General features: G+C 65.5%; 9 protein-coding genes. 5 read left to right on the top strand and 4 right to left on the bottom strand.

Going from position 1 to position 13,951, the window contains the following annotated elements:
• Positions 1 to 39 precede the first annotated feature (39 nt).
• Positions 40 to 2,049 carry a DNA helicase Rep gene (rep, locus tag AC0SZ7_RS15605; RefSeq protein ID WP_475505228.1) on the bottom strand — a complete coding sequence of 670 codons (2,010 nt, stop codon included), beginning with the start codon at positions 2,047 to 2,049 and terminating at the stop codon, positions 40 to 42.
• Positions 2,050 to 2,313: 264 nt separating this feature from the next.
• On the opposite strand from rep, the gene AC0SZ7_RS15600 reads away from it, so the two are divergent.
• Positions 2,314 to 3,978, top strand: coding sequence for a putative bifunctional diguanylate cyclase/phosphodiesterase (locus tag AC0SZ7_RS15600; RefSeq protein WP_475505227.1), 1,665 nt, complete (start codon positions 2,314 to 2,316; stop codon positions 3,976 to 3,978).
• On the opposite strand, the gene AC0SZ7_RS15595 is transcribed toward AC0SZ7_RS15600, so the two are convergent.
• Complete coding sequence (locus tag AC0SZ7_RS15595) at positions 3,902 to 5,338, bottom strand: NorM family multidrug efflux MATE transporter (RefSeq protein ID WP_475505226.1); 1,437 nt, start codon at positions 5,336 to 5,338, stop codon at positions 3,902 to 3,904. The two genes, AC0SZ7_RS15600 and AC0SZ7_RS15595, sit on opposite strands and share 77 nt — an antisense overlap.
• 152 nt (positions 5,339 to 5,490) lie before the next feature.
• Here AC0SZ7_RS15595 and AC0SZ7_RS15590 point away from each other — a divergent pair, with 152 nt between their 5' ends.
• The gene (locus AC0SZ7_RS15590) at positions 5,491 to 6,411 is read left to right on the top strand and encodes a LysR substrate-binding domain-containing protein (RefSeq protein ID WP_475505225.1); all 921 of its coding nucleotides are present in this window, start codon (positions 5,491 to 5,493) and stop codon (positions 6,409 to 6,411) included.
• Positions 6,412 to 6,603: 192 nt separating this feature from the next.
• Positions 6,604 to 8,589 (top strand): methyl-accepting chemotaxis protein, encoded by a 1,986-nt coding sequence (locus AC0SZ7_RS15585; RefSeq protein WP_475505224.1) that lies wholly within the window; start codon positions 6,604 to 6,606, stop codon positions 8,587 to 8,589.
• A gap of 3 nt (positions 8,590 to 8,592) precedes the next feature.
• Here the strand turns inward: AC0SZ7_RS15585 and hglS are convergent, their stop codons facing one another.
• Positions 8,593 to 9,984, bottom strand: a complete 1,392-nt coding sequence (hglS, locus tag AC0SZ7_RS15580; RefSeq protein WP_475505223.1) for a 2-oxoadipate dioxygenase/decarboxylase HglS — start codon at positions 9,982 to 9,984, stop codon at positions 8,593 to 8,595.
• A gap of 79 nt (positions 9,985 to 10,063) precedes the next feature.
• Positions 10,064 to 10,972, bottom strand: coding sequence for a transcriptional regulator GcvA (gene gcvA, locus AC0SZ7_RS15575; RefSeq protein ID WP_475505222.1), 909 nt, complete (start codon positions 10,970 to 10,972; stop codon positions 10,064 to 10,066).
• Positions 10,973 to 11,117: 145 nt separating this feature from the next.
• Between gcvA and amaB the strand changes: the two genes are divergently transcribed.
• Complete coding sequence (gene amaB / locus AC0SZ7_RS15570) at positions 11,118 to 12,608, top strand: L-piperidine-6-carboxylate dehydrogenase (RefSeq protein ID WP_475505221.1); 1,491 nt, start codon at positions 11,118 to 11,120, stop codon at positions 12,606 to 12,608.
• Between the two features lie 47 nt (positions 12,609 to 12,655).
• The gene (gene amaA, locus AC0SZ7_RS15565) at positions 12,656 to 13,942 is read left to right on the top strand and encodes an L-pipecolate oxidase (RefSeq protein WP_475505220.1); all 1,287 of its coding nucleotides are present in this window, start codon (positions 12,656 to 12,658) and stop codon (positions 13,940 to 13,942) included.
• Positions 13,943 to 13,951 lie beyond the last annotated feature (9 nt).

The raw sequence follows: 13,951 nt of genomic DNA, 5'->3' as shown, positions 1-13,951 counted from the left end.
ACGTATTGGCCCCGGCTACGGGGCCGAGGCGATGTTGAATCAGCGTTTGAGCATGGCGCGAATATCGGCCAATGCATTGTTGCCTCTTACGGCTTTGACTTCCGTGGGGGTGTCATCATTGCCTTCCCAGGCGAGATCATCCGGCGGCAGTTCATCGAGAAAGCGGCTGGGCGCACAATCGATGATTTCGCCGTACTGCTTGCGCTTGGCCGCGAAGGTGAAGGCCAGGGTCTGGCGCGCGCGGGTAATGCCCACGTAGGCCAGGCGGCGTTCTTCCTCGATGGTGTCGGCCTCGATGCTGGAGCGGTGCGGAAGGATTTCCTCCTCCATGCCCATGATGAACACGTAGGGGAATTCCAGGCCCTTGGAGGCGTGCAGGGTCATCATCTGCACACCCTCGGCACCGTCTTCTTCTTCCTGTTGACGTTCAAGCATATCGCGAAGCACCAGTTTACCGATGGCTTCCTCGATGGTCATGCCGCCTTCTTCGTCTTTTTCCAGGGTGTTCTTCAAGGCCTCGACCAGGAACCACACGTTGCTCATGCGGTAGTCGGCGGCCTTGTCGCTGGAACTGTTGGTGCGAATCCAGGTTTCGTAGTCGATGTCCATGATCATGCTGCGCAGGGCGGCGATCGGGTCATCGCCGGCGCAGTTCTCGCGCACCTTGTCCATGTAGCGCTTGAAGCGCGACAGGCGGTCGGTGAAGCGCGCGTCCAGGTGCTCGGTCAGGCCCAGCTCGTCGGTAGCCTGGTACATCGACACCTTGCGTTCGGTGGCGTAGTTGCCGAGCTTCTCCAGGGTGGTGGAGCCGATTTCCCGGCGTGGCACGTTGATCACCCGCAGGAAGGCGTTGTCGTCGTCCGGGTTCACGATCAGGCGGAAGTAGGCCATCAGGTCCTTCACTTCCTGGCGCCCGAAGAAGCTGTTGCCGCCACTGAGGCGGTAGGGCACCTGGTGGTGCTGCAGCTTCAGCTCGATCAGCTTGGCCTGGTAGTTGCCGCGGTACAGGATGGCGAAGTCGCTGTAGGGGCGGTCGGTGCGCAGGTGCAGGGTGAGAATTTCCATGGCCACGCGCTCGGCCTCGGCGTCCTCGTTCTTGCAGCGCAGCACACGGATCTCGTCGCCGTGGCCCATCTCGCTCCACAGCTGCTTTTCAAAGGCGTGCGGGTTGTTGGAAATGAGCACGTTGGCGCAGCGCAGGATGCGGCTGGTGGAGCGGTAGTTCTGCTCCAGCATCACCACTTTCAACGACGGGTAGTCGTCCTTGAGCAGCATCAGGTTTTCCGGGCGCGCGCCGCGCCAGGCGTAGATCGACTGGTCGTCGTCGCCCACCACGGTGAACTGGCAGCGGGTGCCGATCAGCAGCTTCACCAGCAGGTATTGGCTGGCGTTGGTGTCCTGGTATTCGTCCACCAGCAGGTAGCGCACCTTGTTCTGCCATTTTTCCAGAATGTCGGCGTGTTCCTGGAACAGCTTTACCGGCAGCAGGATCAGGTCGTCGAAGTCCACCGCATTGAACGCCTTGAGCGTGCGCTGGTAGTGGGTGTAGACGATGGCGGCGGTCTGTTCCTTGGGGTTGCGCGCGTTTTCCAGGGCCTCGGGCGGCAGGATCAGGTCGTTCTTCCAGGCGCCGATCATGTTCTTGATCTCGTCGACGCCGTCTTCGCCCGAATATTCCTTTTGCATGATGTCGGTCATCAATGCCTTGACGTCCGTTTCGTCAAAGATCGAGAAACCAGGCTTGTAGCCCAGGCGCGCATGCTCCTTGCGGATGATGTTCAAGCCCAGGTTGTGGAAGGTGGACACGGTCAGGCCGCGGCCTTCGCCGCCGCGCAGCAGGGTGCCGACGCGCTCCTTCATCTCGCGCGCGGCCTTGTTGGTAAAGGTCATGGCGACGATGTACTGGGCGCGGATGCCGCAGTTCTGCACCAGGTGCGCGATCTTGCGGGTGATCACGCTGGTCTTGCCGGAACCGGCACCGGCGAGCACCAGAAGAGGGCCGCCGACGTAGTTCACGGCTTCTTGCTGCCGGGGGTTGAGTCGGGACATGCGGAAATAGGGTTCGCTAGCGAAAATGGCCGGGCATTTTAACAGGGTCGGAGGATATTGCCGCGACCATCCGACACTGTGACGTATCCCTCTATCTAAATTTGCCGGTTTTGATACTTTGCCGCAGGATACGTAACAATTTTACCGCAGATAGTCGAAAATAGCGGTCACGGGTGGCTGCCGTCTCCCTTACAGTGTCGCCCGCCCCGCGATGCCGTCCCTTTTCCAGCCTTGATTGCCAGTGGATTTTCCTGAGGAGCCCGCTTGTCTACGCCCGTCGAACCTGTGCGCCTGTTGCTTCTGGCCAACGACCCAGCCTGGGCGACGTTGCTGCGCGAGTGCCTGGCACCGCTGGGCGCTGCCGCCATGCTGGTGGTGGCGCAGTCGTTCGACGCCGTGGGCGAGGTATTTCAGAGCGACCGCAGCGCCGTGGTGCTGGCTACCCCCGAACTGCAACCGCCCGCAGGGCGCTGCAGCCTGCCGGTGGTATTGCTGCTGGAGCACGAGCCGGCGCAGGCGCCAATGGGGGCAAGCGACTGGCTGGTGAAGGACACCTTGAGCGTTGATGCGCTGCGCCGCTGCCTGCGCCACGTGCGCGAGCGCGGCCTGCTGGAAAGCACGCTGCAGCGCCTGGCCGAGCAGGACCCGCTGACCGGTATCGCCAACCGCCAGGGCTTCCAGACACTGCTGAATGCGCGCCTGGCGGAATTCGAAGGCCGCGGCCTGGCCCTGGGGCACCTGGACCTGGACAACTTCCGCCACGCCAACGATGCCCTGGGCCACCAGGCTGGCGACCGCCTGATTCTGCAGGTGGTCGCGCGCTTGCGCAGCCAACTGGAGGCCGGCGACCAGCTGGCGCGCCTGGGCAGCGATGAGTTCGCGCTGCTGATCGACACCCGCCGCGACGCCGAACGCGCCGAGCGCCTGGCCGAAAACATTGTCGAGGCCTTGGCCGAGCCTTACTGGGTGGATGGCGAAAGCCTGCTGATCGGTTGCAGCCTGGGCATCGCCCACGCCCGTGCCCAGGGCGGCGCCGACCCGCTGATGTGGCACGCGCACATTGCCATGCAGCAGGCCAAGAGCACCCAGGGCTGCACCTTCCACATTTTCAACGAGCGCATCAACCGCAACGCCCGCAGCCTGGCCGACCTGGAAAGCGAACTGCGCCGCGCCCTGCGCCGCGACGAACTGGAGCTGCATTACCAGCCGCGCCTGGACCTGCAAAGCGGCGCCATTGTCGGCCTGGAAGCGCTGGTGCGCTGGCGCCACGCCGAGCGCGGCCTGCTGCCGCCCAGCGAGTTCGTGCCGCTGGCCGAGCAAAGCGGGCTGATCGTGCCGCTGGGCTACTGGGTGATTTCCCGCGCGCTGCGCGACATGCAGGCGCTGCGCGAAGCCGGCCTGCCCGAGCTGCACATGGCGGTGAACCTGTCGTTCCGCCAGTTCCAGGACAGCCAACTGCTGGCCACCCTGGGCCGCCTGATCGCCGACCGCGGCATCGATGCGCGCTGGTTGGAGTTCGAACTGACCGAGACTGCGGTGATGCGCCGCAACGACCTGGTCAAGCAGACCATGGACGCCCTGGGGCGCCTGGGCGTGCGCTTCTCGCTGGATGATTTTGGTACCGGCTTTTCCTCGTTCGTGCACCTGAACAGCCTGCCGATCGCGCTGCTGAAGGTGGACAAGAGCTTCGTCGGCGGCATGGAGCAGCGCGAGGAGAACCGCAAGCTGGTGCACGCCATGATCAACCTGGCCCACAACCTGAACCTGGAAGTGGTAGCCGAAGGGGTCGAGACCCCCGAGCAGCTGGCGTTGCTGCGCAGCTTTGGCTGCGACCAGGTGCAGGGCTACCTGATCAGCAAGCCTTTGCCGCTTCCAGAGCTTCAGGAGTACCTGATGTTCGGCCTGTCCCAGCGCGCGGTGCAGGGTTGAGCGCAGCGGCGGCCTTGAGCCGCCGCACGCGCCATTCGAACGCCAGCGTCAGGCTGGTGGCCGAGCAGGCCAGCCCCAGCGCCAGGCCCCACCACACACCCTGCGGCCCCCAGCCCAGCGGGAACGCCAGCAACCACGCCGCTGGCGCGCCGATCAGCCAATAGCAGCCCAGCCCCACCAGGAAGGTGACCTTGGCGTCTTTCAGGCCGCGAATGGCGCCCATGGCGATGGTCTGCACGCCGTCGAACAGTTCGAACCAGGCGGCGATGCCCAGCAACACCACGGCCAGCTGGATAACCCCGGTGAAGCCTGGGTTGTCGCGGTCCAGGAACAGCTCAACCAGCGGCTGTGGCGCCACCCAGAACAGCAGGGCGAAGCCGAGCATGGCCAGGGCACCAAAGCCGATGCCCACCCGCCCGGCCAGGCGCACGGCGTGCAGGTTGCCGGCGCCGTAGTGCTGGCCCACGCGCATGGTCACAGCGTACGAAAGCCCCGCCGGTACCATGAACGCCACCGAGACGATTTGCAGGGCAATCTGGTGGGCCGCCAGTTGCGTGCTGCCCATGGTGCCCATGCACAACGCCGCGAAGGCGAACAGCCCGACTTCCACCGAATAGGTGCCGCCAATTGGCAGGCCCAGCCGCCATAGCTCCCGCAACGCCGCCAGGTGCGGGCGCGCCAGGCCCTGGCGCAGCGGGTAGGGCTGGTAGGCCGAATGCAGGCGGATGTACAGCGCCAGTGCCGCCGCCATGCCGGTGGCGACGATGGCCGTGACCAGGCCGATGCCGGTCAGGCCCAGCTTCGGCAGGCCGAACAGGCCTTCGATCAGTGCGTAGTTGAGGCCGAAGTTGGCCACCACGGCCACCAGGCTGATCATCATCACCGGGCCGGCGCGGCCCAGGGCGCTGGTGAAGCCGCGCAGGGCCATGAAGCTCAGGTAGCCGGGCAGGGCGAAGGGCAGCAGCAACAGGAACTGGCGCGCGCCGTCGACGTTTTCCGGGGTCTGGCCCAGCATCAGCAGCAGCGGCCCCAGGTTCCACATCACCAGCGCGCCCGCCAGCGCCATGCCCCATGCCAGCCACAGCCCGGCCTGGGCGAGGCGGGTCACGCCGAGGGTGTCGCCGGCGCCCTGGCGAATCGAGGCCAGGGTGCCCACTGCGGCAATCACGCCAATGCAGAAAATCGACACGAAGGTGTAGCTCACCGCCCCCAGGCTGCCGCCGGCCAAGGCCTGTGGGCCGATGCGCGCCATCATCAGGGTGTCGGTCAGCACCATCAGCATGTGCGCCAGTTGCGAGGCAATCAGCGGGCCTGCCAGGCGTAGCAGGGCACCGAGTTCGATACGGATGGCAGAAGGCATGGGCAGGCTCGTTTCACAGGTAGCAGGAGAGCGGCAATTCTGGGCGTTTGTCGGCTTTGGCACAAAAGGATAAAAACGATGGCTCGCATGAGTTTTACTCATCCGAGTAATATCACCCACCAGAGCCAGTGGTATTTCCAGGAATCGCCCTCATGTCCCGTCGCCTGCCGCCTCTGTATGCCCTGCGTGCCTTCGAGGCCGCTGCCCGCCATAGCTCGTTCACGCGCGCGGCAGATGAGTTATCGATTACCCAAAGCGCGGTCAGCCGGCACATCCGCACGCTGGAAGAGCACTTCTCCTGCCGACTGTTCCAGCGCAATGGCCGCAACCTGCAGCTCAGCGAGTCGGCGCGCCTGCTGCTGCCCGGCGTGCGCGAGGGCTTCGCCGCCCTGGAGCGGGCGTGCGCCACGCTGCAAAGCGAAGACGATGTGCTGCGCATGAAGGCGCCTTCCACCCTCACCATGCGCTGGCTGTTGGCGCGGCTCAGCCGCTTCCGCCACCTGCAGGCCGGCAACGAGGTACAGCTCACCAGCGCCTGGATGGACGTGGACCACGTCGACTTCAACCACGAGCCGTTCGATTGCGCGGTGCTGCTGGGCGACGGCAACTTCCCGCCCGACTGGCAGGCCACCTATCTCTTCCCTGAACTGCTGATTCCGGTGGGCTCGCCCGCGTTGATCAGTGACCAGCCGTGGACGGTTGAACAGTTGGCCGCGGTGGAGCTGTTGCACCCCACCCCGGACCGCCGCGACTGGCGTGACTGGCTGGAGCGCATGGGCTTGGCCGAGCGTATCTCGCTCAAGGGCGGCCAGGCCTTCGACACCCTGGAGCTGGGCATGATCGCCGCGGCGCGCGGCTATGGCGTGTCCATCGGCGACCTGCTGATGGTGGCCGAGGACGTGGCCCAGGGCCGCTTGAGCCTGCCGTGGCCGAGCGCAGTGGCCAGTGGGCTGAACTATTACCTGGTGTGGCCCAAGACCCGTCCGGGTGGCGAGCGCCTCAAGCGCCTCAGCGATTTCCTCCAGGCCGAGGTGCAGGCGATGGAATTGCCGGTGGTCGAAATTCTTCGTTAGGTGGCGAAAAGCCGCTAAAATGCCATCAGTTTAACGTTTGCGAATAACCTGCCCAAGCACTCAAGTATTGGCCGCCGCAGCCGAATCTACAGGGTGCAGGACCTCATTCAGAAAGGTCCGTTTAAAACCGAATCGAACACTACGCCGCCTGGCCCCGAGCATTTCGGGTGTGCCCTGCGGTCAGGAGCCATCATGTCTCAACCCCGTGCCCGAATTGCCTCGCAACTCGGTATCGCCCTTGCGGCCATTCTCGCTGTCGTCATTAGCGGCAGCACTGTCTTCGCCCTGCGCTCGCTGGACAGCGCCAACCTCGCCACCCGCGAGCAGCACCTCGCCAGCGAGGCGCGGCTGCTGGCCGACCAGCTCAGCACCTTCCACGGCACCCTGCGCGACAGCACCCAGCGCCTGAGCGGGCTGTTTGAAAAGCGCTTCGCCAGCGGCCTGACCCTGGACAGCGAGACGCCTGTCACCGTGGCCGGCGTGCCCACCCCCAGCCTGCTGCTCAACGGCAAGGCGCTGAACAACGATTTCCGCGAAGTGGACGACTTCCGCCAGATGACCGCTGGCGTGGCCACCGTGTTCGTGCGCAAGGGCGACGACTTCGTGCGCATCAGCACCTCGCTGACCAAGCAGGACGGCAGCCGCGCCATCGGCACGCTGCTCGACCACCAGCACCCGGCGTACACGCGCCTGCTGGCGGGCCAGAACTATGTGGGCCGCGCGCTGCTGTTCGACCGCTATTACATGACCCAGTACACCCCGGTCAGCGACCGTAACGGCCGGGTTATCGCCGTGCTGTTCGTCGGCTTCGACTACACCGACGCGCAAAACGCCCAGTTCGACAACCTGCGCCGCTTCCGCATCGGCCATACCGGTTCGCTGGCGCTGCTGGATGAAAACAACAAGTGGCTGGTGGCCCCGGCTGGCGTGCAAGCGCTGGACAAGGCCACCGGCACCCTCGACACCTTCATCAAGCACCCGGGCAAGGGCGACTTCTGGAGCGACACCAACGAAGACTTCTACAGCGTGGCCGTGCGTTTCGATGGCGGCCCCTGGAGCGTGCTGGCGACCATGCCCAAGGCCGAGATCCGCGCGGTGACCTGGAGCGTGGGCATTCGCCTGGCCATCGGCAGCCTGCTGGCCATGCTGCTGGCGGTGGGCGTGTCGATGTGGCTGCTGCGCACCAAGCTCAAGCCGCTGGGCGACCTGGTGCGCCAGGCCGAGGCCCTGGGTGCCGGCGACCTGGACGCGCGCCTGAGCGTGGCCAGCAACGACGAAATCGGCCAGCTGGCGCGCAGCTTCAACCACATGGGCGAAGCGCTGGCCACCATGGTCACGCACATCCGCAATGCTGCCCACGAAGTCAGCGGCCGTGCACAGGCGCTGTCGGGCATGTCCACCGGCGCCTACGAAGGCATGGAGCAGCAGTCTGGCGAAATCACCAGCATGGCTGGCGCGGTGGAAGAGTTCAGCGCCACCTCGCTGAACATCGCCGACAACATGGGCAACACCCAGCGCATGGCCCAGGAGAACGCCGAGCAGACGCGCATCGGCCGCACCTCGATGACCGAGGCGTCCTCGTCGCTGGAACAGATTGCCGGGGCACTGAACAGCACCGCCACCGTGATCAACACCCTGGGCCAGCGCTCCCAGGAGATCGGCGGCATCGTCGGGGTGATCACCTCGATCGCCGAACAGACCAACCTGCTGGCGCTGAACGCCGCTATCGAAGCCGCGCGCGCCGGCGAGCAGGGCCGCGGCTTTGCCGTGGTGGCCGACGAGGTGCGCAGCCTGGCCTCGCGTACGCGCCAGGCCACCGATGAAATCTCGGCCATGATCGGCAGCATTCAGCACGAGACCGGCAATGCCATCAGCACCATGGAGCAGGGCAAGGAACTGATGGAAGAAGGCCTGTCGCGCAATGCCAAGGTCGCTGCAGCGCTGTCGCATATCGACGAGCAAAGCCGCTCGGCCGGCCAGCAGTTCGCGGCCATCACCACCGCCACGCAGGAGCAAAGCAGCACCGCGACGTTGCTCAGCAGCAACCTGCAAAGCATCGCCCTGGCCAACAGCGAGCAGCGCGAAGTGGTCTCCAACCTGGCCATCACCGCCCGCGAACTGGAAACCCTGGCCGCGGACCTGCGCCAGGAAGTGAACCGCTTCCGCGTCGGCCGCTAAGGCTCAGGCCAGGCTCGCCAACCCCAGCTGCGCCGCGCACTGCTGCAGTGAGCGGCGCTGGCTTTGGGCATACAGCCCAAGCTCATCCAGCACCGGCCGGCCCAGGGCCTGGTGAAACGCCTGCTGGGTAGAGCCGCCGGCGTAGTGGCTTTGGGCGTGGTCGCCCAGGTTGGACTGGAAGATGCCGGCGGCGCTCACCGGCAGGAAATCCTCGTACACCAACGGCTCGAAATGCACGTGCCCGGCATCGATCAGCCGCTGCAGGCTGGTGGGCCGGCCACGCTGCTCGCGTGCGGCCAAGCCTGCTTCGGTAGCGAAATAGCGGAAGTAGGCCAGGCCCTGCTCGCGCATCTGCTGCACATCATCCGGGAACTCGGCGAAGTGCTCGCCCAGTTGGCGCATGTATTCAGCGGCATTGCCCTCGCTGGGGAAGCCTGCCAGCGCCTCGCGGGAATTGTTCAATAAACGATCGTAAAGCTCGCGCCCCTTGGGCGTCAGGGCCGCGCCGCGCTGTTCTATTTCGCCGAAGCGCGCGGTGTGGCTGCCGCAGGTACCGTGCTGGTCGGTGAAAGCGACGCTCTCCTGCAGGGCCTTGAAGCTGGTCTGGCGCAGCAGAATGGGGTGGCGGCGGGTGGGCGGGCCCTCTATCACTGCCTTGGGGCTGATGCCTTTGCCGGGCATGGCGGCCTGCACGGCATCGATGTCCAATGTGCGGGGGGTGAGGTGGTTGATGTGCGGGCCCTTGAAGGCCACCACGTCGGCGATCAACCGGTGCTGGTCGTGCAGTTGCTGGTACTGCGTGCTGCTGACCGTGGCGTCGTGGTGCCAGCGGAAGGTTTCCAGCGCCTGGGTGACGAACGTCTCGGCGTCGGCTTCGTCGAGGCCGCCGTCGTTTTCGCATTGCTCGATGAGTTGCAGGGCGCGCGGCGTGAAGATCTGCCGTTGCGCGAGCAGCGCCTGGGCCAGTTCGCGCAGGGGCGGGTTGTCGATCAGCTCCAGGCGCAGCAGCGAGGTGAACACGCGGAACGGGCTGACCTGCAGCGACTGCTCGTGCACCGCGCGAAAGGCCGTGGAATGCACCGGCACGCCGGCAGGGGTCAGGTCGTAATAGCCCACGGGCTGCATGCCCATGACCGCGAACAGGCGGGCGATGGTGGAAAGCTCTGCGGCGGTGCCCACACGGATGGCGCCGTGGCGCTCCATGTCCAGGCGCTGGATCTCGCCGGTCCATTGCAGCGCCTGGGCAACGTCCGGCTGCCGGGCCATGACGGCCTGGTTGACCTCGCCCACCAGCTCCAGCAGCGCCCCGTAAAGCGGGACTTCCTGCTTGTACATGTCGGACATGGCACGGGAAAACCGGGCGCGGATCGCGTCGGGGCTGACGAAGCTGGGCATGGCGAAACTCCGGGTGGGTGAGCTGTGCCTATGAAAGCGGGGAATGACCTGGCGTCGCAAGCGAAAAAAAGTCGGTGTTTCATTCCGAAAATTCGTGTTGCGCGCCCACCTGTTCCGACACCCAATCCACCAACGCCCGCACTTTCGGCACTTCCGCCGAATGCTCCTGGTACGCCAGGAAATACGCGCCGTTGCTGCGCATCGCGTGCGGCCATGGCACCACCAGTTTGCCCTCGGCCAGGTCGCGCGCCACCAGGTAGCGCGGCACCAACGCCACGCCGCAGCCTGACAGCGCGGCGCTGATGCACATGTAGAAGGTGTCGAAGCGCGGGCCGTGGTAGCTGTTGGCCGAGTGCAGGCCCTGTTCCAGGAACCATTCGTGCCAGGTCTCGGGCCGCGAGGTGCTTTGCAGCAGCACCTGTTGCGACAGCTCTTCGGCGCTACCCAATTCGTGGCCGCCCAGCAGGTCAGGGGCGCACACGGGCACCACTTCTTCGGTGAACAGCTCCATGCAGGTTGCGCCGGGCCAGGTGCCCTGGCCGAAGAAGAACACCACGTCGGCCTTGGCCTGCAGCAGGTTGAAGGGCTCCAGTTCGTTGCGGATGTCCAGGTGGATATTGGGGTGGCGCTTGCCGAAGCCCTTCAGGTGCGGAATCAACCAGCCGACGCCGAAGCTGGGCTGCGTGGCCACGGTCAGCACTTCGGTTTCCTGGCCGTAGGAGAGGATGTAGCGGCTGGACATGTCCACCTGCACCAGGATCTTGTTCACCTCGGCCAGGTACAGGCTGCCGGCCGGGGTCAGCTGCAGGCGCCGGCGAATGCGCAGGAACAGGTGGTGGCGCAGCATCTCTTCCAGTTGCGCCACCTGTTTGCTCACCGCGCTCTGGGTGAGGTGCAATTCCTCGGCGGCGCGGGTAAAACTCAAGTGCCGGGCGGCGGCTTCGAAGCACTGCAGGGCGGCCATCGAAGGCACCAGGCGTTTGGACATGTCGATCTCGGCGGGCAAACGGGTAAAACATCATGCCTGGGTGGAATGATGTGCTGAATAAAGGTCGTTTGTTGCGCATCACTATTCGGATTAATACTGATCCCATCGCTTGATTTCAACAACTCATCGCATGCAGGAGAAGAAAATGGTTGATGGACTGCTTCAGAGCCTCGGCGTCGCGGCCAGTGCCTACACCCACGGCAACCATCCCGTTCACACCCCCATCGATGGCAGCCAGATCGCCGCGGTGACCCTGGAAGACAAAGCCCAGGTGCTGGCCAAGATCGACGTTGCGCAAAAGGCCTTCCTGGCCTGGCGCGATGTGCCGGCGCCGCGCCGCGGTGAGTTGGTGCGCCTGTTCGGCGAAGTGCTGCGCCAGCACAAGGCCCAGCTGGGCGAGCTGGTGTCCATTGAAGCCGGCAAGATCACCCAGGAAGGCCTGGGCGAAGTGCAGGAAATGATCGACATCTGCGATTTCGCCGTGGGCCTGTCGCGCCAGCTGTACGGCCTGACCATCGCTTCTGAGCGCCCTGGCCACCACATGCGTGAAACCTGGCACCCGCTGGGCGTGGTCGGCGTAATCAGTGCCTTCAATTTCCCGGTGGCGGTGTGGGCATGGAACACCGCCCTGGCGCTGGTTGCCGGTGATTCGGTGATCTGGAAACCGTCGGAAAAAACCCCGCTCACCGCCCTGGCTTGCCAGGCCCTGTTTGAAAAAGCCCTGAAGCAATTCGGCGAAGCACCCGAGGGCCTGTGCCAGGTGGTGATCGGCGACCGTGAAGCCGGCGAAGCCCTGGTGGACGACCCGCGCGTGCCGCTGGTCAGCGCCACCGGCAGCACCCGCATGGGCCGCGAAGTGGGCCCACGCGTGGCGGCCCGCTTCGGCCGCAGCATTCTTGAGCTGGGTGGCAACAACGCCATGATCCTGGCCCCCAGCGCCGACCTCGACCTGGCCGTACGCGGCATCCTGTTCTCTGCCGTCGGTACCGCTGGCCAGCGCTGCACCACGCTGCGCCGGGTGATCGTGCATTCCTCCATCAAGGACGAAGTAGTGGCACGGGTGAAAGCGGCCTACGCCAAAGTGCGCATCGGCGACCCGCGCAAGGACAACCTGGTGGGCCCGCTGATCGACAAGGCGTCGTTCGACGCCATGCAAGGCGCGCTGGCCAAGGCCCGCGACGAAGGTGGCCAGGTGTTCGGTGGCGAGCGCCAGCTGGCGCAGCAATACCCTGATGCTTACTACGTGAGCCCGGCCATTGCCGAAATGCCAGGCCAGAGCGAGGTGGTGCGCCACGAGACCTTCGCGCCCATCCTGTACGTGCTGGCCTACGATGAATTCGAAGAGGCGCTGCGCCTGAACAACGAAGTGCCGCAAGGCCTGTCGTCGTGCATCTTCACCACCGACCTGCGCGAGGCTGAGCGCTTCCAGAGCGCCGCGGGCAGCGACTGCGGCATCGCCAACGTCAACATCGGCACCAGCGGCGCGGAAATCGGCGGGGCATTTGGTGGCGAGAAGGAAACCGGTGGTGGCCGCGAGTCGGGCTCCGATGCCTGGAAAGCCTACATGCGCCGCCAGACCAACACGGTGAACTACTCGCGCGAGCTGCCGCTGGCCCAGGGCATTGTGTTCGATTGAGTCCGGCCCCAGTGGCCCCTTTCCTTTGATTTGACCGGGTTCGCGTCATGACTCAATTGCGTCAGGAATGTCTTTGGGAACACCTCACACCGCCAGCTGCCGCCACTGCAGCACTGGCGGGCTCGGCCAAGGCCGATGTCTGCGTGATTGGCGGCGGCATCACCGGGCTCAATGCCGGCATCGCCCTGCTGGAGAAAGGCCAGCGGGTGGTGCTGCTTGAGGCGCATCAGGTCGGCCATGGCGGTTCGGGGCGCAATGTGGGGCTGGTCAACGCCGGCACCTGGATTCGCCCCGACGACGTCGAAGCCACCCTGGGCCGCGAGCAGGGCAGCCGCTTGAACAAGGTGTTGGGTGAAGCGCCGGCTGCGGTGTTCGCCATGATCGAGCGCCTGGGCATTGACTGCCAGGCGCGCAATGCCGGCACCCTGCACATGGCCCACAACGCTACCGGCGTGGCTGATCTGGAAAGCCGCAACGAGCAGTGGCGCCGCCGCGGTGCCGATGTGGAATTGCTGACCGGCGCGCGCTGCGAAGAATACTGCGGCACCACGAAAATTTCCGCCGCGCTGCTGGACCGGCGCGCGGGCACCATCAATCCCATGGCCTACACCCAAGGCCTGGCGGCGGCGGTGAAACGCCTGGGTGGCGCGGTTCACGAGCATTCGCCGGTGGAGCAGCTGCAACGCCAGGGCGATGGCTGGCTGGTGAAGACGGCCAGGGGCGAGGTCAGCGCCGCCAAGGTGGTGATCTCCACTGGCGCCTACACCGAAGGCGACTGGACCGACCTCAAGCGCCGCTACTTCCGTGGCTACTACTACCAGGTGGCCTCGAAGCCGCTGGTGGGCGCGGCCGCCGACGCGGTGCTGCGCCACGGCCAGGGCTCGTGGGACACCCGCACGGTGCTCAGCAGCATCCGCCGCGACGCCGATGGCCGCCTGTTGCTGGGCAGCATGGGCCGCGTCGACAACAAACCGGCCTGGTTCGTACGGCGCTGGGCCGACCGCATCCAGGGCCATTATTTCCCGGCCTTGGGCAAGGTCGATTGGGAGATGCACTGGACCGGCATCATCGACTTCACCCCCGACCACCTGATGCGCCTGTTCGAGCCGGCACCCGGGGTGGTCTCGGTGACCGGCTACAACGGCCGTGGCAACACCACCGGCACGGTAGTGGGCAAGGCGCTGGCGGACTACCTGCTGAGCGACGACCCGGCGGGGCTGCCGCTGCCGTTCTCGCTGGACAAGCCGGTGACGCGCCCGGCGTTGCGCACCGGCTTCTACGAGACGGGCTTCTCGCTGTACCACGCGGGGCAGTGTTTGCGGGTGGTGTTGTAGCGCGCGGAC

This window comes from Pseudomonas sp. JC1203 (assembly GCF_056175065.1).
Note: the sequence above shows the minus strand (reverse complement) of the source record. Positions and strands in the feature narration are given on the sequence as shown.

Bases quoted from the DNA above. Each gene is read 5' to 3' on its own strand.
- AC0SZ7_RS15585 (WP_475505224.1), top strand. From the start codon at position 6,604: ATGTCTCAACCCCGTGCCCGAATTGCCTCGCAACTCGGTATCGCCCTT.
- rep (WP_475505228.1), bottom strand. From the start codon at position 2,049: ATGTCCCGACTCAACCCCCGGCAGCAAGAAGCCGTGAACTACGTCGGC.
- hglS (WP_475505223.1), bottom strand. From the start codon at position 9,984: ATGCCCAGCTTCGTCAGCCCCGACGCGATCCGCGCCCGGTTTTCCCGT.
- amaA (WP_475505220.1), top strand. From the start codon at position 12,656: ATGACTCAATTGCGTCAGGAATGTCTTTGGGAACACCTCACACCGCCA.
- AC0SZ7_RS15595 (WP_475505226.1), bottom strand. From the start codon at position 5,338: ATGCCTTCTGCCATCCGTATCGAACTCGGTGCCCTGCTACGCCTGGCA.
- amaB (WP_475505221.1), top strand. From the start codon at position 11,118: ATGGTTGATGGACTGCTTCAGAGCCTCGGCGTCGCGGCCAGTGCCTAC.
- gcvA (WP_475505222.1), bottom strand. From the start codon at position 10,972: ATGTCCAAACGCCTGGTGCCTTCGATGGCCGCCCTGCAGTGCTTCGAA.
- AC0SZ7_RS15590 (WP_475505225.1), top strand. From the start codon at position 5,491: ATGTCCCGTCGCCTGCCGCCTCTGTATGCCCTGCGTGCCTTCGAGGCC.